Here is a 24,678-nt window from a genome sequence, read left to right as displayed (position 1 = left end):
ATACTCGCCTCTGCGCAGGCACCCGATAACGCCCCACATTATGTTGGGGCGTTTTGTTTTTCTGCCTCTTCCCCGACGGCCAGCGCCTGCGGGCACAAGGTCTGCAGGCACTCAAGCAGGATCTGGAAGGCCGGCTCCATTTGCGCTTCCGCCAGGCTGGCAAAGCCCATCAATAGCCCCTTCTTACGTTCTTCCGTCAGATAGTAGCGTGACAGCGGACGCACCAGAATATTGCGGGCGTTGGCCTGTCTGGCGATCGTAACATCGTCAGCATCATCTGGCAGGTTGAGGATCAGATGCAGACCGGCGTTATCGCTGAAATCTGACAGCGCCTGCGGGCTGCAATAGCGCTGAATCAGCTCGGTCAGGCAGGCGCGACGGCGACTGTACAGCAGGCGCATTCGTCGGATATGAGCGGAGTAATGGCCTGCGTTAATGAATTCCGCCAGCGCCATCTGAATCAGCGAGTGGCCGCCGCGATAGAGCTCGGCATGGGCGCTTTTCAGATCGGCAATCAGCGGGCGCGGCAACACGACATACCCCAGCCGCAGCCCCGGATAGAGGGTCTTACTGAACGTTCCGATATAGACCACCGGCGCGTCGGCAATCAGTCCCTGCAGCGCCGGAATCGGCTGGCCGGAAAAGCGAAATTCGCTATCGTAATCATCCTCGACGATCCAGCTGCCGTACTGGCGCGCCAGGGCCAACAGACGCTGACGGCGTTCCAGACTCATCACCGCCCCCAGCGGGTACTGATGCGATGGGGTGACAAAAATCAGATGCGGCGCCTCCTCAACGGTCTCCGGCGGGCACAGGCCGTTGGCATCGACGGTAATCGGATTGACCCGCACATCATTCATCGCCAGTACGTGGCGGATCCCCCAGTAGGAGGGCTCCTCGACCCACGCCAGATCGCCACTATCGCAGAGCATACGCGTCACCAGATCGATTGCCTGATGGATCCCTTCCGTAATAAGAATTTGATCTGCCTGACAGTGGACGCCCCGGGACACGCGAAGGTAGTCCACTAACGCCTGCTGCAGTTCAGGCGTACCGCCGTTACAGCTGTAGCTCAGTCGCTCGGGTTTCGGGCGGCGGCTGATACGGGCCTGAATCTTGCTAAATAGCGGGTGGGGAAAGGCATTGACGTCCGGTACGCCGGGGATAAAAGCTCCCCACTGGCGCGGACTGGCGCTGACGTGGCTGAGCAACTGTTGCCCGCGACGGGACAAAAAGGGGGTTGCCGTCAAGTCGCTGCTGTTTACGGCGATGTTGCCAGTAGAAAGAGAAATATCCGGCCCGGTTTTCGCGACGAATGTGCCGCTCCCGCGGCGGGAAACCACATATCCTTCCGCCTGCAATTGTTCATAAGTTGTTAATATGGTGTTTCTTGATACGCCGAGCTCCCCGGCCAGATCTCGCGAGGGGGGCAGGCGGCTATGGGGCGCTAAAGAACCGTCCAGAATTGAGCGACGAACCGCGTTATATAAGCGTTTATGCAGCAGCGGGTCTGTCTCCTCCTGCAATCTGACCAGCACAAGGTCACCGACGAGTGAACGCAATTGGATCCCTCAGATAATCTAAATTGGTACTCGATTATAGGGCCAACTCCTGTGTAAATAAACGACATAGTTTCGAGATTGTTGCGATAACGTGACACACATGACAGGAGATTCGAGGGTGAAAAGTTCAGAACTGAATCAACGTCGCCAGCAGGCGACGCCGCGCGGCGTAGGCGTAATGTGCAATTACTTTGTTGAGAAGGCGGAGAATGCCACGCTGTGGGATGTGGAAGGCAATGAGGTGATTGATTTTGCTGCGGGAATTGCCGTGCTCAATACCGGCCATCGCCACCCGAAAATTGTTGCCGCCGTCGCGCAGCAGCTGGAGGCCTTTACCCATACGGCGTATCAGATTGTCCCTTACGAAAGCTATGTCTCGCTGGCGGAGCGCATTAACGCGCTGGCGCCGGTTGATGGCCCGGCCAAAACCGCTTTCTTCACCACCGGTGCGGAAGCCGTGGAAAACGCGGTGAAGATTGCCCGCGCTTATACCGGTCGTCCGGGGCTGATTACTTTTGGCGGCGGTTTTCATGGCCGTACCTTTATGACCATGGCGCTGACCGGTAAGGTCGCACCTTACAAAATCGGTTTTGGACCGTTCCCTGGTTCGGTCTATCACGGGGTATACCCGAATGCTGCCCACGGCATTACCACCGATGAGGCGATGAAAAGCCTTGAGCGTATTTTTAAAGCCGATATCGCTCCAGACCAGGTGGCGGCAATTATCCTCGAACCGATTCAGGGCGAAGGCGGTTTTAACGTCGCGCCAGCGGAGTTTATGCAGGCGCTGCGTACGCTGTGCGATACCCACGGCATCCTGCTGATTGCCGATGAAGTACAGACCGGTTTTGCCCGTACCGGCAAGCTGTTTGCCATGCAGCATTACGATGTGAAGCCGGACCTGATGACGATGGCGAAAAGCCTTGCCGGCGGTTTCCCGCTGTCTGGCGTAGTGGGGCGCGCCGAGGTGATGGATGCGCCGGCGCCGGGCGGACTGGGCGGCACCTATGCCGGTAACCCGCTGGCGGTCGCTGCGGCTCATGCGGTCCTTGACGTCATCGAAGAAGAGCAGCTGTGTCAGCGTGCGGAACAGCTTGGCAGCCACCTGAAAGAGGTGCTGAATCAGGCGCGCGAGTATTGCCCGGCGATCGTTGATATTCGCGGGCAGGGCTCAATGGTTGCCGTGGAGTTTAACGATCCGCAGACCGGCGCGCCGTCACCGGAGTTCACCCGCCACATCCAGCAAAAGGCGCAGGAAAATGGTCTGCTGCTGCTGAGCTGCGGCGTCTATGGCAACGTTATCCGTTTCCTGTATCCGTTAACTATCCCCGATGCGCAGTTTACAAAAGCGCTGGATATTCTGGCGCGCGTCCTGAAGGGATGATGTGCCCGACTCCTGTGCGGCGGCAGGGAAGCCAGATAAAACAGGATGCCGCACATGAGTTTTCATACTCAGCGTGAGTGGTTTATCACCCTGATATCACCTTTTTTCCGGCGGCGCATGTCGCCGGAATAAAACGGAATCTATGGTCACTCCCGTTTTTGCAACACCGATTTTGACGACAAGTTGGCTTGCTTGAATCTATCCGGCGTCTGAATGGGATTTTATTCCCGCGCCTTGATGAGTTCCGCGCCTGATGAACCTCCAGAAAATATACGGCTTCAATGAGCCTTTCCGTTTTACAGGTTCCTCAACAGGCCGGTGGGCCGTTAGTATCATCAATATCAGTATTCGCAAAACCAGATCAGTAATTCTTTAAACCGGTGTATTTCTGCCGTTATGCTACATAAGTTTGCTGTCGTGCCGTTAGGGCCCAGGCTATTCTGGCCAGCTTGTTTGCCAGAGCACAAGTGACGACAAAGTTGCTTTTCCGGCACAGTAAATCCCTGACCCAATCGGCCAATTTGCCAGACTGGTGTTCCAGTTTTTGTATGAATACCCTGGCACATTGAACCAACAAAGTTCGGATCTTTTTATTACCTCGCTTACTAATTCCCAGCAATGTCGTCCTACCTCCCGTGCTGTACTGCCGAGGTACAAGCCCTGTTGCCGCCGCAAAGTCACGGCTGCTGGCGTACTGCTTCCCGTCGCCAATCTCAGTTGAAATAGTACTCGCTGTCAGTGTTCCGACGCAGGGAATGCTCAGCAAGCGCTGTCCAACCTCATCTTCGTCCAACTTTCGTTTCAACTGGGATTCCAAATCTTTAATCTGCTCAACAAGATAGTGATAATGCTGTTGTAATTTCAGCAATAACTGGCTGAGGTAAAGAGGCAAACTATTATCCTCAAGAATGGTACTCAGTCGGCTAATAACGGCAGCTCCTCGGGGAACGCTAATGCCAAATTCCAGCAGAAAAGCATGCATTTGATTGGTTGTTTTTACCTTATCCTGAACCAGGGATTCACGGACACGATGCAGAGCCCGCATTGCCTGCTGAGATTCCGTTCTGGGCTGCACAAAACGCATAGACGGACGCGATGCAGCTTCACAAATAGCTTCGGCGTCGACAAAGTCGTTTTTATTGCTTTTAACGAACGGGCGGACAAATTGTGGTGATATCAGCTTTGGGGAATGCCCCAACTCTTCCAACTTGCGTGCCATAAAGTGAGAACCGCCACAGGCTTCCATTGCGATGGTTGTAGCGGGGCATGTCGCCAGAAATTCGATCAACTTTGGCCGGGTAAATTTTTTACGGTAAACAGCCTTCCCGCGACGATCCTGGCAATGAATATGGAAAGAGTTTTTACCCAGATCGATACCAATGAGCGCAATGTTTTCCATGATAGTTCTCCGAATGAAAGCCTGTCCTCAGCATAGTACCGGGAAGGAGGGAGTGACCATCTCATTAAATATTATGTCTGAACATTCCACCTTTTCCTCGGTTCTGACGAGCCGGGAGCGTACCGCTGTACCTGCAAAATCCCTTAGTTTCGTCGAAGGGGTCTCAATGATCGTCGGCACCAATATCGGTGCCGGGGTTCTGTCTATCGCCTATGCGTCCAGCAAGGCCGGCTTTTTACCGCTGTTGTTCTGGCTGGTGGTGGTCGGCAGCCTGACGACGGTCACCATGCTGTATGTCGCGGAATCGACGCTGCGTACCCGTAAACATTTACAGCTGAGTGGGCTGTCGCATCGCTATGTCGGGCGCTTCGGGGCGCTGATGATGTTCCTGTCCGTTTGCGTGAACAGCATCGGCGCGTTGACGGCCTATATGACCGGAAGCGGTAAGCTGCTGCATTCGCTGTTCGGTATCTCTCCGGCGCTGGGGAGTGCGCTCTTTTTTATCCCGGCGGCAGGCGTACTTTATCTCGGGCTGAAGGCCATCGGGCGGGGTGAGAAATTCATCAGTATCGGCATGGTGGTCATGATCGCCGTGCTGGTGGCGGCGACGCTGCTCAAAGAGACGACCCAGGTTCGCTATCTGCTCGACGGCAACTGGCTATATATGGTGCCGGTGTTCAACGTGGTCGCATTCTGCTTCTCGGCGCAGTATATCGTTCCGGAAATGGCCCGCGGGTTTGCGGATAAGCCGGAGAAATTGCCGAAAGCGATTATGGTGGGAATGGGGCTGACTTTCTGCCTGCTGGCGCTGGTCCCGCTGTCGGTAATCGCCCTGAGCGGTCTGGATAATATTTCCGACGTGGCGACGATTTCCTGGGGCAGAGCGCTCGGTGAGTGGGCCTTTTTCTCGGCTAACCTGTTTGCCCTGTGCGCGATGCTGACCTCTTACTGGGGTCTGGGGGGAAGCTTCCTGACGAATATTTTCGATCAGTTCCGCCTGGGCAACGATGAACAACCGCTCAAGCGCCTGATCGTGCTGACTGTCGTGGCTATCCCGCCATTTATTCTGGCGTACAGCGGCATGGTGTCATTTGTGAATGCACTCTATTTTGCCGGCGTCTTCAGCGGCGTGATTTTATCCATCATGCCGATTCTGATGCTCAAAGGTGCCCGGCAGCGCGGTGATATCACGCCAGGCTGGACCTGTCCGGCACTGATAACCCATCCGCTGATCCAGACCTTCATTGTGTTGCTTTACCTTTGTAGCGCTGTTTACGCGATAGCTTCCGCATTGGGCTACCTGCCCGCCGGTTGGTAATCTGGCGCCTGACTCCACCGCGTCCGGTTCATCCTGACGCGGTTTTTTATTTGTCACTTATCTGTTACATAACCCGCAATTTTGTCATTTCAAATTCTCCTGAATGGCGGTATGTTTAGCATAGTGTGCTGCAAAAGCGCAGGCGGCAGACCTCAAAGTAGACGTCATATGCTTTTTTTATGACTTTAATTAGAATAATGCGCTAACAAACAACATCACAACAAATGCAAAAAACCATAATAATGGGGAGCCTCAGGATGAACATGAAGGGTAAAGCGCTGCTGGCAGGATGTATCGCCTTGATTATGAGCAATGCCGCGTTTGCGGAAGATATCAAAATTGCCGTGGTTGGCGCGATGTCTGGCCCGGTGGCCCAGTACGGTGACCAGGAGTTTACCGGTGCTGAGCAGGCGGTTGCCGATATTAACGCGAAGGGTGGGATCAAAGGTAACAAGCTGCAGATCGTTAAATATGATGATGCCTGCGACCCGAAACAGGCGGTGGCCGTCGCCAACAAAGTGATTAACGATGGCATTAAGTACGTTATCGGCCATTTGTGCTCGTCCTCTACCCAGCCGGCGTCCGATATCTATGAAGACGAAGGCGTTCTGATGATTACCCCGGCCGCGACAGCGCCGGAGCTGACCGCACGCGGCTATAAAATGATTCTGCGTACCACCGGTCTCGATTCTGACCAGGGGCCGACGGCGGCGAAATACATTATCGAGAAGGTCAAACCTCAGCGCATCGCTATCGTTCACGACAAACAGCAATATGGTGAAGGTCTGGCGCGTGCGGTGCAGGATGGTCTGAAGAAGGGCGGCGCTAACGTGGTGTTCTTTGACGGCATCACCGCCGGGGAGAAAGATTTCTCTACCCTGGTTGCGCGCCTGAAGAAAGAAAATATCGACTTCGTCTATTACGGCGGCTACCACCCGGAAATGGGGCAGATTCTGCGTCAGTCCCGCGCGGCAGGTCTGAAAACGCAGTTTATGGGACCGGAGGGCGTCGCCAACGTCTCCCTGTCTAACATTGCCGGTCAGTCTGCGGAAGGCATGCTGGTCACGAAACCGAAGAACTACGACCAGGTCCCGGCGAACAAACCGATTGTGGACGCGATTAAAGCGAAGAAACAGGATCCGAGCGGCGCCTTCGTCTGGACAACCTACGCGGCAATTCAGTCGCTGCAGGCTGGCCTGAATCAGTCCGAAGACCCGGCGGCGATCGCGAAATACCTGAAGGCCAACTCTGTAGATACCGTTATGGGGCCGCTCTCCTGGGATCAGAAAGGCGACCTGAAAGGCTTCGAGTTCGGCGTGTTTACCTGGCATGCTGATGGTACGGCAACCGACGCCAAATAATTTAACCTTCGCCTCTCGCGCCGCAGGTTCGTTGGCGGCGTTCTTCAACCCCGGTCAGTTACTGATGTCAGCTCCCGGGGATTTCCCCGGTGGCGCTCCGCTTACCGGGGCTACGGTTAGAGGTCGCCGGGGAAGGCGTTTACGCCGTAACCCGGAATTTCCCCGGTGGCGCTCCGCTTACCGGGGCTACGGTTAGAGGTCGTCGGGGAAGGCGTTGATGTCGTAACCCGGGGATTTCCCCGGTGGCGCTCCGCTTACCGGGGCTACGGTTAGAGGTCGCCGGGGGAGGCGTTTACGCCGCAACCCGGAATTTCCCCGGTGGCGTACCGCTTACCGGGGCAACGGTTAGAGGTAGCCCGGATAAGGCGTTTACGCCGCAACCCGGGATTTTCCTCTGGCGATGCGGCGTTTACCGGAGCGCTCTTTCCCAACCACTCTGCTGCGCACTAAAACCCAGCGCCTGCATAAAGGCGGACATCACCGCGTTATCTTCCACCCCCGCATTACTGACCCGCCAGCGCTCGATCTGCGGATTGTTCTGCAGCACCTCTTCGACTAAATATTGCCCGACGCCGCGCCGACGGGTGACTTCGCGTACGCACAGCGCGCTGAGCTCGCCTTCATTGCCGCGTAGCGTGACGCGCACGGCGCCCAGCAGACGTTCGTTAAAGCGGGCGGCGTAAATTCGGTGACGATCGTCCAGAGGGATATCGTCGGGATCCTGCGACGGCCAGATTTTCCCTAAGTCGATGCGATCCTGATCGCTGAAAAGCGGTAATCGAATAATGGTCAGTTTCATGCGCGACAAGTCCAGTCAAAACGGATGGGGCAGTGTACCCAAATTTGCTGTCGGAAGGGGCGCTGTTTTTTATCCATTCATTAGGGGATTCGTTCTTTTGATGAGTGCAGAGTAGAGCAATCCGTCATGGATCGAAAAATAAGCAGAATTTTAACCTAATGTGCAGCGTTTTATTCCGCCTTATGTATCGTTATTTTATGCTGTGAAGAGGACTTTTTTTTGTTTATCTTCGCTTTAATACAGAATATTATCTTTGCTTAATCGCCTGAAAAATAGAGATTTTAATCTCAATTCAGGCAAAAAACATCGCTAAACCATTAAAGATAATGGTAAAAGTAGCGTTGTTTAATAAAAGCACAGAATGCTTTTTAACCATAAAAATACAAAATATTTACACCACATCACGAACGGGGTTCTGAAGCATGAAAAGGAACGCAAAAACCATTATTGCGGGATTCGTTGCACTGACGATGTCTCACGCGGTCATGGCTAAGGATATTAAAGTCGCCGTCGTCGGCGCGATGTCCGGTCCGGTAGCTCAGTGGGGCGACATGGAGTTCAACGGCGCGCGGCAGGCCATTAAAGACATTAACGCGCAGGGCGGAATTAAAGGCGATAAGCTGGTTGGCGTTGAGTTCGACGATGCCTGCGACCCGAAACAGGCCGTTGCGGTAGCGAACAAAATTGTTAATGAAGGCATCAAGTACGTCATCGGCCATCTGTGCTCCTCTTCTACCCAGCCTGCCTCCGATATCTATGAAGATGAAGGCATTCTGATGATCTCTCCGGGCGCGACGAACCCGGAACTGACCCAGCGCGGCTATCAGTACATCATGCGTACGGCTGGCCTGGACTCCGCACAGGGGCCGACCGCCGCCAAATACATCCTGGAAAAAGTGAAACCGCAGCGTATCGCCATCATCCATGACAAACAGCAGTACGGCGAAGGTCTGGCGCGATCCGTCCAGGAGAGCCTGAAGAAAGGCAACGCCAATATCGTCTTCTTTGATGGCATCACCGCGGGGGAGAAAGATTTCTCCGCGCTGCTGGCGCGCCTGAAAAAAGAAAATATCGACTTCGTTTATTATGGCGGCTACTACCCTGAAATGGGGCAGATGCTGCGTCAGGCTCGCTCCGTGGGGCTGAAAACCGTCTTTATGGGACCTGAGGGTGTCGGCAACGCGTCGCTGTCAAATATTGCCGGCGCAGCAGCGGAAGGCATGCTGGTAACAATGCCGAAACGCTATGACCAGGATCCGGCGAACAGCGCTATCGTTGAGGCGCTGAAAACAGAGAAGAAAGATCCGAGCGGTCCGTATGTCTGGATCACCTACGCCGCCGTGCAGTCATTGGCGCAGGCGATGGACAGAAGCAGCAGCCAGGAGCCGCTGGACTTAATCAAAGATCTGAAAGCTCACGGAGCGAAAACCGTGATTGGGCCGCTGAATTGGGACGAAAAAGGCGATTTGAAGGGATTTGAGTTTGGTGTCTTCCAGTGGCATGCGGATGGATCATCCTCTGTCGCAAAATAAGATGCGTTATCCCACCGCCCGCGTGAAGCGGGCGGCATGAAAAAGGTTACCTTATGTCCGAGCAGTTTCTCTACTTTCTGCAGCAGATGTTTAACGGCGTCACGCTGGGCAGTACCTATGCGCTGATCGCCATCGGCTATACGATGGTGTACGGCATTATCGGCATGATTAACTTCGCCCATGGCGAGGTATACATGATTGGCAGCTACGTCTCCTTCATGATCATCGCCGCCCTCATGATGATGGGGATTGATACCAGCTGGCTGCTGGTGGCCGCCGGGTTTATCGGGGCGATTATTATCGCCAGCGCCTACGGCTGGAGCATTGAACGCGTGGCCTACCGGCCGGTGCGCAGCTCCAAGCGTCTGATTGCGCTGATTTCCGCCATCGGGATGTCCATTTTCCTGCAAAACTACGTCAGCCTGACGGAAGGTTCGCGCGATATCGCGCTGCCGAGTCTGTTTAACGGCCAGTGGATTATCGGCAGCAGCGAAAACTTCGCCGCGACCGTCACCACGATGCAGCTGGTGATTTGGGTCGTGACTTTTGTGGCGATGCTGGCACTGACGCTGTTTATCCGCTATTCACGCATGGGCCGCGCCTGCCGCGCCTGCGCAGAAGACCTCAAAATGGCGAGCCTGCTCGGTATCAATACCGACCGGGTGATTGCCCTGACGTTTGTTATCGGCGCGGCAATGGCGGCGGTAGCAGGTGTACTGCTGGGCCAGTTCTACGGCGTTATCAACCCGTATATCGGCTTTATGGCCGGGATGAAAGCCTTTACCGCTGCGGTACTGGGTGGGATCGGCAGTATCCCAGGGGCGATGATCGGCGGTCTGATCCTCGGTATTGCCGAAGCGCTTTCGTCTGCCTATCTCAGCACGGAATATAAAGACGTCGTCTCCTTTGCCCTGTTGATTCTGGTGCTGTTGGTGATGCCTACCGGCATTCTGGGTCGCCCGGAGGTCGAGAAAGTATGAAACCGATGCATATTGCTATGTCGCTGCTGTCTGCGGCGATGTTCTTTGTCCTGGCTGGCGTGTTTATGGGCGTACAGCTGGAGCTGGATGGCACCAAACTGGTTGTGGATACCGCCGCCGATATCCGCTGGCAGTGGATCTTCATCGGCACCGCGGTGGTCTTCTTCTTCCAGTTGATGCGTCCGCTGTTCCAGAAAACCCTGAAAAACGTCTCCGGGCCGAAGTTTGTTATGCCGGCTATCGACGGTTCGACGGTCAAGCAGAAGCTGTTCCTGATAGCGCTGCTGGTTATCGCCGTGGCGTGGCCGTTTATGGTGTCGCGCGGGACGGTGGACATCGCCACCCTGACCATGATCTATATCATTCTCGGTCTTGGGCTGAACGTGGTGGTGGGGCTGTCCGGTCTGCTGGTGCTGGGCTATGGCGGCTTCTACGCCATCGGCGCTTACACCTTTGCGCTGCTGAACCACTATTACGGTCTTGGCTTCTGGACCTGTCTGCCGTTGGCAGGGCTGGTGTCCGCCGCCGCGGGCTTCCTGCTGGGGTTCCCGGTGCTGCGTCTGCGCGGCGACTATCTGGCGATCGTCACGCTTGGCTTCGGCGAAATCGTGCGTATTTTGCTGCTTAATAACACCGAAATCACCGGTGGTCCCAACGGCATCAGCCAGATTCCAAAACCGACGCTGTTTGGCCTTGAGTTTAGCCGCAGCGCCCGTGAAGGCGGCTGGGATACTTTCAGTAACTTCTTCGGCCTGAAGTACGACCCGGGCGATCGGGTGATTTTCCTTTATCTGGTGGCGCTGCTGCTGGTGGTGCTGTCGCTGTTTGTGATTAACCGCCTGCTGCGTATGCCGCTGGGACGCGCGTGGGAAGCGCTGCGTGAAGACGAAATTGCCTGCCGCTCGTTGGGCCTTAGCCCGACGCGCATCAAGCTGACCGCCTTTACCATCAGCGCCGCGTTTGCCGGTTTTGCCGGTACGCTGTTCGCCGCGCGCCAGGGCTTTGTCAGCCCGGAATCCTTCACCTTTGCCGAGTCGGCTTTCGTGCTGGCGATTGTGGTTCTGGGTGGGATGGGCTCGCAGTTTGCGGTCATTCTCGCCGCGGTGCTGCTGGTGGTATCGCGCGAGCTAATGCGTGATTTCAACGAATACAGCATGCTGATGCTGGGTGGTTTGATGGTGCTGATGATGATCTGGCGTCCGCAGGGTCTGCTGCCGATGACGCGTCCGCAGCTGAAGCTGAAAAAAGGTCAGGCGAAAGGAGAGCAGGCATGAGTCAGCCATTATTATCCGTCAGCGGCCTGATGATGCGCTTTGGCGGCCTGCTGGCGGTCAACAACGTGTCGCTGGAGCTGCGCCCGCAGGAGATCGTGTCGCTGATTGGCCCTAACGGCGCCGGGAAAACCACGGTCTTCAACTGCCTGACCGGTTTTTATAAGCCGACCGGCGGGACCATCATGCTGCGCGATCAGCACCTGGAAGGGCTGCCGGGACAGCAGATCGCCCGGATGGGCGTGGTCCGTACCTTCCAGCACGTGCGTCTGTTCCGCGAAATGACGGTGATTGAAAACCTGCTGGTGGCGCAACATCAGCAGCTGAAAACCGGGGTCTTCTCCGGCTTGCTGAAAACCCCGTCCTTCCGCCGCGCGCAGAGCGAAGCGCTGGATCGCGCCGCAACCTGGCTGGAGCGTATTGGCCTGCTGGAGCATGCTAACCGCCAGGCCAGTAACCTGGCCTATGGCGACCAACGGCGTCTGGAGATTGCCCGCTGTATGGTGACCCAGCCGGAAATCCTGATGCTGGATGAACCCGCTGCGGGTCTGAACCCGAAAGAGACCAAAGAGCTGGACGAGCTGATCGCCGAGCTGCGCAGTCATCACAACACCACCATCCTGCTGATTGAGCACGATATGAAGCTGGTGATGGGCATTTCCGATCGTATTTATGTGGTCAATCAGGGTACGCCGCTGGCTAACGGTACGCCGGAAGAGATCCGCAATAACCCGGACGTGATCCGCGCATACCTTGGTGAGGCATAAGTATGGAAAAAGTGATGTTATCTTTTGACAACGTAAGCGCCCACTACGGCAAGATTCAGGCGCTACATAACGTCAGTCTGCATATTAATCAGGGGGAAATCGTGACCCTGATCGGTGCCAACGGCGCGGGGAAAACCACGCTGCTGGGTACCCTGTGCGGCGATCCGCGGGCTTCCAGCGGAAAAGTGGTCTTTGATGGGAAAGATATTACCGACTGGCAGACCGCAAAAATCATGCGTGAAGCGGTGGCGATTGTCCCGGAAGGGCGGCGCGTCTTTTCACGTATGACCGTTGAAGAAAACCTGGCGATGGGCGGTTTTTTTGCCGATCGAGACCAGTTCCAGAGCCGTATTAAGTGGGTTTACGAACTGTTCCCGCGTCTGCTTGAACGCCGTATTCAACGTGCGGGCACCATGTCCGGCGGCGAGCAGCAGATGCTGGCGATTGGTCGGGCGCTGATGAGCCAGCCGCGCCTGCTGCTGCTTGACGAACCTTCGCTGGGACTGGCGCCGATCATCATCCAGCAGATTTTCAACACCATCGAACAGCTGCGCGAACAGGGGATGACTATCTTCCTTGTCGAGCAGAACGCCAACCAGGCGCTGAAGCTGGCTGACCGCGGCTATGTGCTGGAAAACGGTCACGTCGTGCTGGAAGACACCGGCGAGCGGCTTCTGGCTAACGAGGCGGTGCGTAGCGCCTATCTGGGCGGCTAATTCGTTATTTTCCCCGGCGGCGCCAGGTCTGGCCGGGCGACAAACTGCACTCATCACCCGGGCGAGGTGCCTGCGCCGACCCCGGGAACCGTTCCGCCCCCTATACGTGCCTCAGCTCCCACTTTCCTGTCTCCAATCCTTCATCGTCTTGCCATCTCTCTGACGCGTTACTATCTTTTTTTTGTAATAAAAAAGTTATTTTTCTGTAATTCGAGCATGTCATGTTACCCCCGCGAACATAAAACGCGTGAAATCGCGCATCTGGAACAACAAGAGAGATAACCGATGATATCGTTACGACATACAGCTTTAGGACTGGCGCTCAGCCTGGCATGTGCCGGTCAGGCGTTGGCAGTGACCAATATTCCGTTCTGGCATTCCATGGAAGGGGAGTTGGGTAAAGAAGTTGATTCTCTGGCGCAACGTTTCAACGCGGCCAATCCGGATTATAAAATTACGCCGGTGTACAAAGGTAACTATGAACAGAGCCTGAGTGCCGGCATTGCGGCATTCCGTACCGGCAATGCGCCGGCGATCCTTCAGGTTTATGAAGTGGGTACCGCGACAATGATGGCTTCGAAAGCCATTAAGCCGGTGTATCAGGTGTTCAGCGATGCGGGTATCAAGTTTGATGAATCGCAGTTCGTCCCGACGGTTTCCGGTTACTACACCGATTCCAAAAGTGGTCATCTGCTCTCCCAGCCGTTTAACAGCTCCACGCCGGTGCTGTACTACAACAAAGATGCCTTCAAAAAAGCCGGTTTAGACCCGGAGCAGCCGCCGAAAACCTGGCAAGAGCTGGCGGCCTATACCGATAAGCTGAAAGCCGCCGGGATGAAGTGCGGTTACGCCAGCGGCTGGCAGGGCTGGATTCAGATTGAAAACTTCAGCGCCTGGCATGGCCTGCCGGTGGCGACCAAAAACAACGGCTTCGACGGGACTGATGCGGTTCTGGAGTTCAACAAGCCGGAGCAGGTCAAGCATATCGCCATGCTGGAAGCAATGAACAAGAAGGGCGATTTCAGCTACTTCGGGCGTAAAGATGAGTCTACCGAGAAGTTCTATAACGGGGACTGCGCGATAACCACCGCCTCTTCCGGTTCGCTGGCCGATATCCGCCAGTACGCGAAGTTCAACTACGGCGTGGGGATGATGCCGTACGACGCCGACGTGAAGGGTGCGCCGCAGAACGCCATTATCGGCGGGGCCAGCCTGTGGGTGATGCAGGGTAAAGATAAAGAGACTTACACCGGGGTGGCGAAATTCCTGGAATTCCTCGCTAAACCGGAAATCGCCGCAGAATGGCATCAGAAAACCGGCTACCTGCCGATTACCACCGCCGCTTATGACCTGACCCGCCAGCAGGGCTTCTACGATAAGAATCCCGGCGCGGATATTGCCACTCGTCAGATGTTGAACAAGCCGCCGTTGCCGTTCACCAAAGGGCTGCGTCTGGGCAACATGCCGCAGATCCGCACCATTGTGGATGAGGAGCTGGAAAGCGTGTGGACCGGGAAGAAGACGCCACAACAGGCGCTGGATTCAGCGGTTGAACGTGGTAACCAACTGCTGCGCCGCTTCGAGCAATCAACTAAATCGTAATAGTTGAAATGCCCGGTGGCGCTATGTTCACCGGGCCGACGACGTGCCATGTGTAGGCCGGGTAAGGCGAAGCTGCCACCCGGCGATTTCTGGAAAAGAGTCCATCTATGTCATCATCCCGTCCGGTATTCCGCTCGCGCTGGCTGCCTTATGTGCTGGTCGCGCCGCAGCTGATTATCACCATTATTTTCTTTATCTGGCCCGCGGGCGAAGCGCTGTGGTACTCACTACAGAGCGTCGATCCGTTTGGTCTTTCCAGCCAGTTCGTTGGCCTGGACAACTTCGTGACCCTGTTCCACGACCCGTACTATCTGGACTCGTTCTGGACCACTATCAAGTTCAGTAGCCTGGTGACTTTCAGCGGGCTGATGATTTCTCTGTTCTTTGCTGCGCTGGTGGATTATGTCGTGCGCGGCAGCCGCTTTTATCAAACCCTGATGCTGCTGCCCTATGCCGTAGCACCAGCGGTGGCGGCGGTACTGTGGATTTTCCTCTTTAATCCCGGTCGTGGGCTGATAACCCATTTCCTCGGCGAAATGGGCTACGACTGGAACCATGCGCAGAACAGCGGCCAGGCGATGTTCCTGGTGGTCTTTGCCTCGGTGTGGAAGCAGATCAGCTATAACTTTTTGTTTTTCTTCGCTGCATTGCAGTCGATCCCGCGCTCGCTGGTTGAGGCTGCCGCCATTGACGGCGCCGGGCCGATTCGCCGCTTCTTTAAACTGGCGCTGCCGTTGATTGCGCCGGTCAGCTTTTTCCTGCTGGTGGTCAACCTGGTCTACGCCTTCTTCGATACCTTCCCGGTGATCGATGCCGCCACCGCCGGCGGCCCGGTACAGGCAACCACTACGTTGATTTATAAGATCTATCGCGAAGGTTTCGCCGGGCTCGACCTGTCGGCGTCCGCCGCCCAGTCGGTGGTTCTGATGTTGCTGGTGATTGTGCTGACGGTCGTTCAGTTCCGCTACGTTGAAAGTAAGGTGCGCTACCAATGATTGAGAACCGTCGCGGGCTGACGCTTTTCAGCCACACCATGCTGATTGCGGGGATCGCCGTGATCCTGTTCCCGCTGTATGTCGCGTTTGTTGCCGCGACGCTGGATAACAAAGCCGTTTTTGAGACGCCGATGACGCTGATTCCCGGCGGACATCTGCTGGAAAATATGGCGACCATCTGGACCCAGGGCGTTGGCGTGAACAGCGCGCCATTCTGGCTGATGATGCTCAACAGCTTCATCATGGCCTTCGGCATCACGGTGGGCAAAATCGTGGTGTCGATGCTCTCCGCATTCGCCATCGTCTGGTTCCGCTTTCCGCTGCGTAACCTCTTCTTCTGGATGATTTTTATTACCCTGATGCTACCGGTTGAGGTACGTATCTTTCCCACCGTGGAAGTGATCGCCAATTTGAAGATGCTCGACAGCTATGCCGGATTGACGCTACCGCTGATGGCCTCGGCGACCGCCACCTTCCTGTTCCGCCAGTTCTTTATGACCCTGCCGGACGAGCTGATTGAAGCGGCGCGTATCGATGGCGCCTCACCGATGCGCTTTTTCCGCGACATCGTGCTGCCGCTGTCGAAAACCAATCTCGCGGCCCTGTTTGTTATCACCTTTATCTACGGCTGGAACCAATATCTGTGGCCGCTGTTGATTATTCAGGACGTCAATCTTGGCACCGCAGTAGCGGGTATCAAAGGCATGATCGCCACCGGAGAAGGCACCACGCAGTGGAATCAGGTGATGGCCGCGATGCTGCTGACGCTGATTCCCCCGGTCGTTATCGTTTTAGCCATGCAGCGGGCGTTTGTGCGTGGTTTAGTGGACAGTGAGAAATAAAATGGCAGGTTTAAAACTACAGGCTGTAACCAAAAGCTGGGATGGCAAAACCCAGGTGATTCAACCGCTGACGCTGGACGTCGCGGACGGGGAGTTTATCGTCATGGTCGGACCGTCCGGCTGCGGGAAATCAACGCTGCTGCGCATGGTCGCCGGGCTCGAACGCGTGACCAGCGGCGATATCTGGATTAACCGCCAGCGTGTGACCGAGATGGAACCGAAGGATCGCGGGATCGCGATGGTGTTTCAGAACTACGCGCTTTATCCGCACATGAGCGTGGAAGAGAACATGGCCTGGGGGCTAAAAATACGCGGTATGGGCAAAGGCCTGATCGCCGAACGGGTGCAGGAAGCGGCGCGCATTCTGGAGCTGGACGGGCTACTCAAGCGCCGCCCGCGCGAGCTCTCCGGCGGTCAGCGCCAGCGTGTGGCGATGGGCCGCGCCATCGTGCGCGACCCGGCGGTATTTCTGTTTGATGAACCGCTATCGAACCTCGATGCCAAGCTGCGCGTCCAGATGCGTCTTGAACTTCAGCAGCTGCATCGTCGTCTGAAAACCACCTCGTTGTACGTCACGCATGACCAGGTGGAAGCGATGACGCTTGCCCAGCGGGTGATGGTCATGAATAAAGGTATTGCCGAACAAATTGGCACCCCCGTCGAGGTGTACGAGAAACCGGCCAGCCGCTTTGTGGCGAGCTTTATTGGCAGTCCGGCGATGAACCTGCTGGACGGGCGCATCAGCGAAGATGGTCGTCGTTTTGAACTGGAAGGCGGCCTGCGTTTACCGATGAATGGCGAGCATCGCCGCCATGCCGGGCGTAAGATGACGTTAGGTATCCGCCCGGAGCATTTTGCATTAAGCTCCCAGGCGGAAGGTGGCGTACCGCTGGTGATGGATACGCTGGAAATTTTAGGTGCCGATAACCTTGCCCACGGTCGCTGGGGCGAGCAGAAACTGGTGGTCAGGCTGCCGCATCAGCAGCGTCCGTCAGCAGGCAGCACGCTGTGGCTGCATCTGCCCGAGGATCATCTGCATCTCTTTGATGGTGAAACAGGACAACGCGCATGAGTCACTGGCCTTATCCTCACATCGTCGCCCATCGTGGCGGCGGGAAACTGGCGCCGGAAAACACCCTGGCGGCCATCGACGTCGGCGCCCGTTTCGGGCATACGATGATCGAGTTTGACGCTAAGCTATCGAAAGACGGACAGATTTTTTTGCTGCACGATGACCATCTCGAGCGCACCAGCAACGGCTGGGGCGTCGCCGGCGAGCTGGCCTGGAGCGAACTGCTGAAAGCCGATGCCGGAAGCTGGTATAGCCATGAATTCAAAGGCGAGCCGCTGCCGCTGCTGGCCGAGGTTGCCGAACGCTGTCGTCAGCACGGCATGATGGCGAATATCGAGATTAAACCAACGACCGGCACCGGGCCGCTCACCGGGAAAGCGGTGGCGCTGGCGGCCCGTGAGCTGTGGCAGGGGATGACGCCGCCGCTGCTCTCATCGTTTGAAATTGACGCGCTGGAGGCGGCGCAGCAGGCGGTGCCTGAGCTGCCGCGCGGGCTGCTGCTGGATGAGTGGCGCGAGGACTGGCGCGAGCTGACCACGCGCCTGGAGTGCGTTTCGATCCACCTTAACCATAAACTGCTGGATGAGTCGCGAGTGGCAAGCCTGAAGGCCGTGGGTCTGCACATCCTCGTCTATACCGTCAACAAACCCCAGCGGGCGGCTGAGCTGTTGCGCTGGGGCGTGGACTGCATTTGTACCGATGCCATTGATGTCATCGGTCCTGACTTCCAGGCCTGATCCACCGGCAGACGGCCGTTATGGCGTCGTCTGCCGTTGCAACATCCCTCCGTTGTTATTCGGCAACATCTGCTGCGACGAATTCAAATTACCGCTCTGAATGACCCGCTGCTGGTTGTTGTTGAGCTGCGTCTGGAGATGCTGTTGCTGGGCGCGTGTCTGGCTCTGCATATCCTGCTTCAGCATGCTTTGGTGCTGCTGCTGTTGCACTTGCATCTGATTTTGCATCCGCTGCTGGCTGGGGATGACGTACCCCGGCTGGTTGGGATTATTAGTGGTGTTGAGTGGCTGTGCCAGGACGCTTAGCGGCAGCAGCGCCGCCAGAAATAACAGTGCTTTCATGGTTCTCTCCTCCCGTGCGTGGGATCACTTAAGTGTACCTCCTTTTCGGCATAACAATGATTTTTTAGGACTTATCAACCAGGCTTAAGCGGGGAAAAAAAACACTTCAGGAGTAAGACAATGATAAACACGCGTTCCTGGCGTCAGGTGGTCATCGCTGCTTTGCTGGCCGGCGGAAGTTTTACCGTCGCCGCAAATCCCACCCCGCCGCCCGTTTCTTATGGTGTAGAAGAAGATGTCTTTCACCCGGTTCGTGCCCGGGAGGGGATGGTTGCCTCGGTGGATGCGATGGCAACCCGCGTCGGGGTGGATATTCTGCGTCAGGGCGGTAACGCCGTCGATGCCGCGGTGGCGGTGGGCTATGCGCTGGCGGTCACGCATCCACAGGCCGGTAATATTGGCGGCGGCGGATTTATGATGCTGCGGACCAAAGACGGTAAAACGACGGCGATTGATTTTCGCGAAATGGCGCCTGAGCAGGCCACCCGGGATATGTTCCTTGACGATCAGGGCAACCCGGATAGCAAAAAATCGCTCACTTCGCATCTGGCTTCCGGTACGCCGGGTACCGTGGCGGGCTTCTCATTAGCGTTGGAAAAATACGGCACCATGCCGCTGAACAAGGTGATCCGCCCGGCGATTAAGTTGGCGGAAGAGGGCTTCACGGTGAACGATGCGTTGGCCGACGATCTGAAGACCTACGGGAGTGAAGTCATCCCCAGTCACCCGAACAGTAAAGCCATCTTCTGGAAAAACGGTGAGCCGCTGAAGAAAGGTGACAAGCTGGTGCAAAAACAGCTGGGCAAAAGCCTTGAGCTGATCGCGGAGCATGGCCCGGATGCCTTTTATAAAGGGACGATTGCCGATCAGATTGCCGACGAAATGCACAAAAACGGCGGCCTGATCACCAAAGCCGACCTTGCCGGCTACAAGGCGGTCGAGCGTACGCCGATAAGCGGCGAGTATCGCGGTTATCAGGTATTTTCGATGCCACCGCCTTCATCCGGGGGGATCCACATCGTACAGATCCTCAATATCCTCGAAAACTTCGACATGCATAAATATGGCTTCGGCAGTGCAGACGCCATGCAGGTCATGGCGGAAGCTGAAAAGCATGCCTATGCCGACCGCTCGGAGTATCTCGGCGATCCGGACTTTGTCAAAGTACCGTGGCAAGCGCTCACCAATAAAGCCTACGCCAAATCGATTGCTGAACAGATTGATATCAACAAAGCCAAACCTTCGAGCCAGATTCGTCCGGGCAAACTGGCGCCGTATGAAAGTAACCAGACCACCCATTTCTCGGTGGTGGATAAAGAGGGTAACGCGGTGGCGGTCACCTATACGCTGAATACCACCTTCGGGACCGGTATTGTGGCGGGTAGCTCCGGGATACTGATGAACAACCAGATGGATGACTTCTCGGCGAAACCTGGCGTGCCGAATGTCTATGGGCTGGTGGGCGGCGATGCCAACGCCGTCGGGCCGAAAAAACGTCCGCTGTCGTCGATGTCGCCGACTATCGTGGTGAAAGAGGGGAAAACCTGGCTGGTGACCGGTAGTCCGGGCGGCAGCCGCATTATTACCACCGTACTGCAGATGGTGGTCAACACCATTGATTTCGGGATGAACGTGGCGGAAGCCACCAATGCGCCGCGCTTCCATCATCAGTGGCTGCCGGATGAGCTGCGGGTGGAGAAGGGGTTTAGCCCGGATACGCTGAAGCTGCTGGAGCAGAAAGGGCAGAAAGTGGCGCTGAAAGAGGCGATGGGCAGTACCCAGAGCATTATGGTGGGCCCGGACGGGACGCTGTATGGTGCGTCCGATCCGCGTTCGCCCGGTGATTTGACGGCGGGCTACTGATTGATTTGCCAGGGGCAAGCCACAGGCCCGGTAAGCCTTGCGCCGCCGGGCAAATCCCCGATTGTCCATAATGGGGGGATTTACCGTCTCCCTGGTTCATCGCCTGGCCGGTAGCGCGGAGATTTTGGGGAACTGCGGATAACACGCCGGGCGGCGGCTGACGCCTTACCCGGCCTACAGAATGATGCACAATCACGGGCCCGGTAGGCATAGCGCCGCCGGGCAATGCTGAGTGGTTACTTGAGGCGCGCCATGAAATGCGCATCCACATACTTGCCGTTACGCAGGGCAAATTTCCTGCCGGTTCCTTCAATTTCAAAACCGAACTTCCGGTATAGCGCCAGCGCGGATGAATTATCGGCAAATACCGTTAGCTCGATACGTTCGATGCGCAGCCAGTTATCACACAGGTTGATCATCTCGCGCATCAGCGCGCTGCCCACTCCACGTCCGTGGAATGCTGCGTCAACGCTCATTCCGAAGGTGGCAACGTGGCTCCGGCGAGGCCGCGGCTCGACGCTGAGCATCAGGTGACCGACGACGCTATGGTCAAGAGTGGCGACCAGATGGTGGCTGTGAGGCCTGGGCTGTAGACGTTCTTGCCACATTTCCATCGAGGGGTGAGGAAGCTGTAGTGTGTCGTGATAGACCTCCGGGTGAGCCGTCAGCTGGCGTAAAGGTTCTGCATCGCGCGGTTCGGCGTGGCGTATCACTATGTCACTCATTCCTCTTCTCCTGTGCCGCGGCATCGCGGTCTTCATCCACTTTATTGGCCTTTTAAACATCCCTGAGTTTAAAAAATGCGTCAACGCCTAATTTTTGCAAAAAGAGGTAGACAAGTGCGAATGAGAATGATTATTATTGTCCTGCATTCAGGGAGACCCTTGCGGAAAGCCTGAAAGCACGACATTGCTCACATTGCTTCCAGTATTACTTTAGCCAGCCAGGTGCTGGCTTTTTTTTTTGGCTTTTTTGCCGGTCATTTCCACCATCTTGAATGGGTTAAGAGTTAAGTTCGTCGCCGGGGTGCGCTATGGTGAGCAGCAGAAACCTCAACAAAGGACGGCTGTATGACTCTGCACTGCGCATTTATTGGGTTTGGCAAAAGCACGACCCGCTACCATCTTCCTTATGTTCTGCACCGCAAAGACCGCTGGCGCGTCGCGCATATCTATCGCCGCAGTGCGAAGCCGCAGGAGCAGGCGCCGCAGTATTCTCATATTCATTTCACCAGCGACCTCGACGAAGTGCTCAACGACCCGCAGGTAAAACTGGTGATCGTCTGTACCCATGCGGACAGCCATTTCGAATATGCAAAGCGGGCGCTGGAAGCAGGTAAAAATGTGCTGGTAGAAAAACCGTTTACCTCCACGCTAGCAGAGGCAAAGGCGCTCTTTGCACTGGCGAAGAGTCGGGGACTGACGGTGACGCCATACCAGAACCGCCGCTTTGATTCCTGTTTCCTGACGATGAAAAAGGTGATTGAGAGCGGCAAACTGGGTGAGATCGTGGAAGTTGAGAGCCATTTTGACCTCTATCGCCCGGTCGCAGAAACCCAGCCCGGAGTCCCGCAGGATGGCACATTTTACGGTCTTGGCGTGCATACGCTGGATCAGCTCATCTCGCTGTTTGGCCGCCCGGACCACGTGGCTTATGACATCCGCAGCCTGCGCAACAAAGCCAACCCGGATGACACGTTTGAAGCCCAGCTGTTCTACAGCGACCTGAAGGCCATTGTTAAAACCAGCCACCTGGTGAAGCTGGCGTACCCGAGGTTTATCGTTCACGGCCATCAAGGTTCGTTTATCAAATATGGTATCGATCGGCAGGAAACCAGCCTGAAAGCCAATATTATGCCGGGTGAGCCAGGATTCGGCGCGGACGATACGTTTGGCCTGCTGGAGTACGTCAATGAAGCGGGTGAAACCGTGCGGGAAGAGATCCCGATTGAAACCGGCGACTATGGGCGGGTCTATGATGCGCTGTATGAAACCCTCGTTAACGGTCAGCCAAATTACGTCAAGGAATCTGACGTTCTCACGAATATGGAGATCCTCGGACGCGGATTTGAACAGCCCTCTCCGGCCACGATAACCTTAGATAAATAAGTCTTCCTGGCTCCTCTGTAATTATTCATATTTTTTGAACAGAGGAGTCAATTTTCACCCTCTATGATCGTGAGCAGATTGAGTCCACACTGACTCCATCGAAAACATACGGGGGTGCAACATGATCTACTTACGCAAAGCTAACGAACGCGGTCACGCTAACCACGGCTGGCTGGATTCCTGGCATACTTTCTCTTTCGCTAACTATTATGACCCGAATTTCATGGGCTTCTCGGCACTGCGGGTTATCAATGATGATGTGATTGATGCCGGCCAGGGCTTCGGTACCCATCCGCACAAAGATATGGAAATCCTGACCTACGTGCTGGAAGGGGCGGTTGAGCATCAGGACAGCATGGGTAACAAAGAGCAGGTTCCGGCGGGCGAGTTCCAGATCATGAGCGCAGGTACCGGGATCCGTCACTCCGAGTACAACCCAAGCGAGACAGAAAAACTGCATCTGTACCAGTTCTGGATTATGCCAGAAGAAAACGGCATCACTCCGCGCTACGAACAGCGTCGCTTTGATGCTCTGCAGGGCAAACAGCTGGTTCTGTCGCCGGATGCTCGTGACGGTTCACTGAAAGTGCACCAGGATATGGAACTGTACCGCTGGGCGCTGCTGAAAGATGAACAGTCGGTACATCAGATTGCCGCGGAACGCCGCGTGTGGATCCAGGTGGTGAAAGGCGAAGTGACGATTAACGGTACCAAAGCGACCACCAGCGATGGCCTGGCGATTTGGGACGAGCAGGCGATTTCCGTACACGCCGACAGCGATAGCGAGATCCTGCTGTTCGATCTGCCGCCGGTCTGATTCCGTTGTGCAGATGGGTAAATAAATTGCGCAGCCTTCCCGGATGTTTGGGAAGGTTGCGCTTTGTCCGTGATAAACTGGGAAAATGTCTCCCCCGTTATCACAGTCAGGACGATGAAAAAGAAAAGACCCGTACTGCAGGATGTAGCCGATCTTGTCGGCGTGACCAAAATGACGGTCAGTCGCTTTTTACGTAACCCGGAACAGGTTTCCGAGGCCCTGCGTGGCAAGATTGCCGCTGCACTCGATGAACTGGGTTATATTCCCAATCGTGCGCCTGATATCCTCTCTAATGCCACCAGTCGCGCCATTGGTGTGCTGCTGCCCTCGTTGACCAACCAGGTCTTCTCGGAAGTGCTGCGTGGGATTGAAAGCGTCACCGATGCCTTCGGCTACCAGACGATGCTCGCGCACTACGGCTATAAGCCGGAAATGGAAGAAAAGCGTCTCGAATCCATGCTCTCATGGAACATTGATGGCCTGATTCTCACCGAACGTACCCATACCCCTCGCACGCTGAAAATGATCGAAGTTGCCGGTATCCCGGTGGTTGAACTGATGGACAGCCAGTCGCCGTGCCTCGATATCGCCGTCGGTTTTGATAACTTTGATGCCGCACGCCAGATGACCGCAGCGATTATTGCCCGCGGCCATCGCCACGTGGCGTATCTGGGGGCGCGTCTTGATGAACGTACTATCATCAAGCAAAAGGGATACGAACAGGCGATGCGCGATGCCGGCATGACGCCGTATAGCGTGATGGTTGAACAATCTTCGTCCTATTCGTCAGGGATCGAGCTGATGCGCCAGGCGCGTCGCGAATATCCGCAGCTCGATGGGATCTTCTGTACCAACGATGACCTTGCGGTCGGTGCCGCTTTTGAGTGTCAGCGCCTGGGATTGAAAATTCCGGACGATATGGCGATCGCCGGTTTCCACGGCCATGATATTGGGCAGGTGATGGAACCGCGGCTGGCCAGCGTGCTGACCCCGCGCGAGCGAATGGGACGCATTGGAGCCGAACGGCTGCTGGCCCGCATTCGGGGTGAAGTCGTGACACCGAAGATGTTAGATTTAGGTTTCACATTGTCACCGGGCGGATCAATTTAGACTGACAAGTTTGAAGTAGATCACACATATTCATTTCTGGCACGAATGGTGATTGCTTATCCCTGAGTCCGGCATGACAATGTTACCGATAACAGTTACCC

The 24,678-nt window shown here is 55.8% G+C and carries 22 protein-coding genes; 17 read left to right on the top strand and 5 right to left on the bottom strand.

The features are described from left to right. Positions 1-38: 38 nt before the first annotated feature. Positions 39-1,562, bottom strand: a complete 1,524-nt coding sequence (pdxR, locus tag MC50_RS06710) for a MocR-like pyridoxine biosynthesis transcription factor PdxR (protein ID WP_032696921.1) — start codon at positions 1,560-1,562, stop codon at positions 39-41. Between the two features lie 118 nt (positions 1,563-1,680). Here pdxR and MC50_RS06705 point away from each other — a divergent pair, with 118 nt between their 5' ends. Then, a complete protein-coding gene (locus MC50_RS06705; RefSeq protein WP_032690411.1) occupies positions 1,681-2,946 on the top strand; it encodes a 4-aminobutyrate--2-oxoglutarate transaminase in 1,266 nt (421 codons plus the stop codon). Positions 2,947-3,340: 394 nt separating this feature from the next. Here MC50_RS06705 and MC50_RS06700 read toward each other — a convergent pair whose 3' ends face one another. Further along, positions 3,341-4,345 carry an IS110-like element IS4321 family transposase gene (locus tag MC50_RS06700; RefSeq protein ID WP_000427623.1) on the bottom strand — a complete coding sequence of 335 codons (1,005 nt, stop codon included), beginning with the start codon at positions 4,343-4,345 and terminating at the stop codon, positions 3,341-3,343. Between the two features lie 73 nt (positions 4,346-4,418). Here MC50_RS06700 and MC50_RS06695 point away from each other — a divergent pair, with 73 nt between their 5' ends. Beyond that, positions 4,419-5,663, top strand: coding sequence for an aromatic amino acid transport family protein (locus tag MC50_RS06695; RefSeq protein WP_032690412.1), 1,245 nt, complete (start codon positions 4,419-4,421; stop codon positions 5,661-5,663). 257 nt (positions 5,664-5,920) lie between these two features. Then, on the top strand, positions 5,921-7,024 hold the full coding sequence (gene livJ / locus MC50_RS06690; protein WP_094898160.1) for a branched chain amino acid ABC transporter substrate-binding protein LivJ: 1,104 nt from the start codon (positions 5,921-5,923) through the stop codon (positions 7,022-7,024). A 409-nt stretch (positions 7,025-7,433) separates the two neighbouring features. Here livJ and panM read toward each other — a convergent pair whose 3' ends face one another. Continuing rightward, positions 7,434-7,823 (bottom strand): aspartate 1-decarboxylase autocleavage activator PanM, encoded by a 390-nt coding sequence (gene panM / locus MC50_RS06685; protein WP_047663544.1) that lies wholly within the window; start codon positions 7,821-7,823, stop codon positions 7,434-7,436. A 422-nt stretch (positions 7,824-8,245) separates the two neighbouring features. Between panM and livK the strand changes: the two genes are divergently transcribed. The 10 genes from livK to ugpQ all read left to right on the top strand — a co-directional run bounded on the left by livK (position 8,246) and on the right by ugpQ (position 18,337). After that, on the top strand, positions 8,246-9,355 hold the full coding sequence (gene livK, locus MC50_RS06675) for a high-affinity branched-chain amino acid ABC transporter substrate-binding protein LivK (RefSeq protein ID WP_032696920.1): 1,110 nt from the start codon (positions 8,246-8,248) through the stop codon (positions 9,353-9,355). A gap of 53 nt (positions 9,356-9,408) precedes the next feature. Then, positions 9,409-10,335, top strand: a complete 927-nt coding sequence (gene livH / locus MC50_RS06670; RefSeq protein ID WP_004868550.1) for a high-affinity branched-chain amino acid ABC transporter permease LivH — start codon at positions 9,409-9,411, stop codon at positions 10,333-10,335. Beyond that, a complete protein-coding gene (livM, locus tag MC50_RS06665) occupies positions 10,332-11,609 on the top strand; it encodes a branched chain amino acid ABC transporter permease LivM (protein WP_032690416.1) in 1,278 nt (425 codons plus the stop codon). Before livH ends, livM begins: the two co-directional genes overlap by 4 nt. Further along, complete coding sequence (gene livG / locus MC50_RS06660; RefSeq protein WP_032690417.1) at positions 11,606-12,373, top strand: high-affinity branched-chain amino acid ABC transporter ATP-binding protein LivG; 768 nt, start codon at positions 11,606-11,608, stop codon at positions 12,371-12,373. Before livM ends, livG begins: the two co-directional genes overlap by 4 nt. A gap of 2 nt (positions 12,374-12,375) precedes the next feature. Beyond that, entirely contained in the window at positions 12,376-13,089 is a 714-nt protein-coding gene (gene livF, locus MC50_RS06655) for a high-affinity branched-chain amino acid ABC transporter ATP-binding protein LivF (protein ID WP_094898159.1), read from the top strand. Between the two features lie 285 nt (positions 13,090-13,374). Beyond that, positions 13,375-14,691, top strand: coding sequence for a sn-glycerol-3-phosphate ABC transporter substrate-binding protein UgpB (gene ugpB / locus MC50_RS06650; RefSeq protein ID WP_032690418.1), 1,317 nt, complete (start codon positions 13,375-13,377; stop codon positions 14,689-14,691). A 107-nt stretch (positions 14,692-14,798) separates the two neighbouring features. Continuing rightward, on the top strand, positions 14,799-15,686 hold the full coding sequence (ugpA, locus tag MC50_RS06645; protein ID WP_032690419.1) for a sn-glycerol-3-phosphate ABC transporter permease UgpA: 888 nt from the start codon (positions 14,799-14,801) through the stop codon (positions 15,684-15,686). Continuing rightward, the gene (ugpE, locus tag MC50_RS06640; RefSeq protein ID WP_046853388.1) at positions 15,683-16,528 is read left to right on the top strand and encodes a sn-glycerol-3-phosphate ABC transporter permease UgpE; all 846 of its coding nucleotides are present in this window, start codon (positions 15,683-15,685) and stop codon (positions 16,526-16,528) included. The genes ugpA and ugpE overlap by 4 nt, the downstream gene beginning before the upstream one ends. 1 nt (position 16,529) lies before the next feature. Continuing rightward, on the top strand, positions 16,530-17,600 hold the full coding sequence (locus MC50_RS06635) for a sn-glycerol-3-phosphate import ATP-binding protein UgpC (protein ID WP_032690420.1): 1,071 nt from the start codon (positions 16,530-16,532) through the stop codon (positions 17,598-17,600). Then, complete coding sequence (gene ugpQ / locus MC50_RS06630; protein WP_032696917.1) at positions 17,597-18,337, top strand: glycerophosphodiester phosphodiesterase; 741 nt, start codon at positions 17,597-17,599, stop codon at positions 18,335-18,337. The genes MC50_RS06635 and ugpQ overlap by 4 nt, the downstream gene beginning before the upstream one ends. Before the next feature lie 18 nt (positions 18,338-18,355). Here ugpQ and MC50_RS06625 read toward each other — a convergent pair whose 3' ends face one another. Further along, positions 18,356-18,679, bottom strand: coding sequence for a DUF2756 family protein (locus MC50_RS06625; RefSeq protein WP_004868539.1), 324 nt, complete (start codon positions 18,677-18,679; stop codon positions 18,356-18,358). Positions 18,680-18,799: 120 nt separating this feature from the next. Here MC50_RS06625 and ggt point away from each other — a divergent pair, with 120 nt between their 5' ends. Beyond that, complete coding sequence (gene ggt / locus MC50_RS06620; RefSeq protein WP_032690422.1) at positions 18,800-20,542, top strand: gamma-glutamyltransferase; 1,743 nt, start codon at positions 18,800-18,802, stop codon at positions 20,540-20,542. A 236-nt stretch (positions 20,543-20,778) separates the two neighbouring features. Here ggt and yhhY read toward each other — a convergent pair whose 3' ends face one another. Next, positions 20,779-21,255, bottom strand: coding sequence for an N-acetyltransferase (gene yhhY, locus MC50_RS06615; RefSeq protein WP_162180063.1), 477 nt, complete (start codon positions 21,253-21,255; stop codon positions 20,779-20,781). 357 nt (positions 21,256-21,612) lie between these two features. On the opposite strand from yhhY, the gene MC50_RS06610 reads away from it, so the two are divergent. From MC50_RS06610 to gntR, 3 genes are all read left to right on the top strand, one after another. Next, complete coding sequence (locus MC50_RS06610) at positions 21,613-22,650, top strand: oxidoreductase (protein ID WP_047663543.1); 1,038 nt, start codon at positions 21,613-21,615, stop codon at positions 22,648-22,650. Positions 22,651-22,771: 121 nt separating this feature from the next. Further along, positions 22,772-23,467: a quercetin 2,3-dioxygenase gene (yhhW, locus tag MC50_RS06605; RefSeq protein ID WP_047663542.1), complete on the top strand. Its 696-nt coding sequence runs from the start codon at positions 22,772-22,774 to the stop codon at positions 23,465-23,467. Positions 23,468-23,581: 114 nt separating this feature from the next. Next, complete coding sequence (gene gntR, locus MC50_RS06600) at positions 23,582-24,577, top strand: gluconate operon transcriptional repressor GntR (RefSeq protein ID WP_004868533.1); 996 nt, start codon at positions 23,582-23,584, stop codon at positions 24,575-24,577. The last annotated feature ends 101 nt before the right edge of the window (positions 24,578-24,678 follow it).

Origin of the sequence: Klebsiella planticola, from assembly GCF_000783935.2 — a bacterium.
In the GTDB taxonomy this organism is placed as follows: Bacteria; Pseudomonadota; Gammaproteobacteria; order Enterobacterales; family Enterobacteriaceae; genus Klebsiella; species Klebsiella planticola.
The sequence above is the reverse complement of the archived record's forward strand: the minus strand, read 5'-3'. Positions and strand labels throughout refer to the sequence as shown.

Coding starts and splice junctions, on each gene's coding strand:
- MC50_RS06700 (WP_000427623.1), bottom strand. CDS start 4,345: ATGGAAAACATTGCGCTCATTGGTATCGATCTGGGTAAAAACTCTTTC.
- MC50_RS06695 (WP_032690412.1), top strand. CDS start 4,419: ATGTCTGAACATTCCACCTTTTCCTCGGTTCTGACGAGCCGGGAGCGT.
- livJ (WP_094898160.1), top strand. CDS start 5,921: ATGAACATGAAGGGTAAAGCGCTGCTGGCAGGATGTATCGCCTTGATT.
- panM (WP_047663544.1), bottom strand. CDS start 7,823: ATGAAACTGACCATTATTCGATTACCGCTTTTCAGCGATCAGGATCGC.
- livK (WP_032696920.1), top strand. CDS start 8,246: ATGAAAAGGAACGCAAAAACCATTATTGCGGGATTCGTTGCACTGACG.
- livH (WP_004868550.1), top strand. CDS start 9,409: ATGTCCGAGCAGTTTCTCTACTTTCTGCAGCAGATGTTTAACGGCGTC.
- livM (WP_032690416.1), top strand. CDS start 10,332: ATGAAACCGATGCATATTGCTATGTCGCTGCTGTCTGCGGCGATGTTC.
- livG (WP_032690417.1), top strand. CDS start 11,606: ATGAGTCAGCCATTATTATCCGTCAGCGGCCTGATGATGCGCTTTGGC.
- livF (WP_094898159.1), top strand. CDS start 12,376: ATGGAAAAAGTGATGTTATCTTTTGACAACGTAAGCGCCCACTACGGC.
- ugpB (WP_032690418.1), top strand. CDS start 13,375: ATGATATCGTTACGACATACAGCTTTAGGACTGGCGCTCAGCCTGGCA.
- ugpA (WP_032690419.1), top strand. CDS start 14,799: ATGTCATCATCCCGTCCGGTATTCCGCTCGCGCTGGCTGCCTTATGTG.
- ugpE (WP_046853388.1), top strand. CDS start 15,683: ATGATTGAGAACCGTCGCGGGCTGACGCTTTTCAGCCACACCATGCTG.
- MC50_RS06635 (WP_032690420.1), top strand. CDS start 16,530: ATGGCAGGTTTAAAACTACAGGCTGTAACCAAAAGCTGGGATGGCAAA.
- ugpQ (WP_032696917.1), top strand. CDS start 17,597: ATGAGTCACTGGCCTTATCCTCACATCGTCGCCCATCGTGGCGGCGGG.
- MC50_RS06625 (WP_004868539.1), bottom strand. CDS start 18,679: ATGAAAGCACTGTTATTTCTGGCGGCGCTGCTGCCGCTAAGCGTCCTG.
- ggt (WP_032690422.1), top strand. CDS start 18,800: ATGATAAACACGCGTTCCTGGCGTCAGGTGGTCATCGCTGCTTTGCTG.
- MC50_RS06610 (WP_047663543.1), top strand. CDS start 21,613: ATGACTCTGCACTGCGCATTTATTGGGTTTGGCAAAAGCACGACCCGC.
- yhhW (WP_047663542.1), top strand. CDS start 22,772: ATGATCTACTTACGCAAAGCTAACGAACGCGGTCACGCTAACCACGGC.
- gntR (WP_004868533.1), top strand. CDS start 23,582: ATGAAAAAGAAAAGACCCGTACTGCAGGATGTAGCCGATCTTGTCGGC.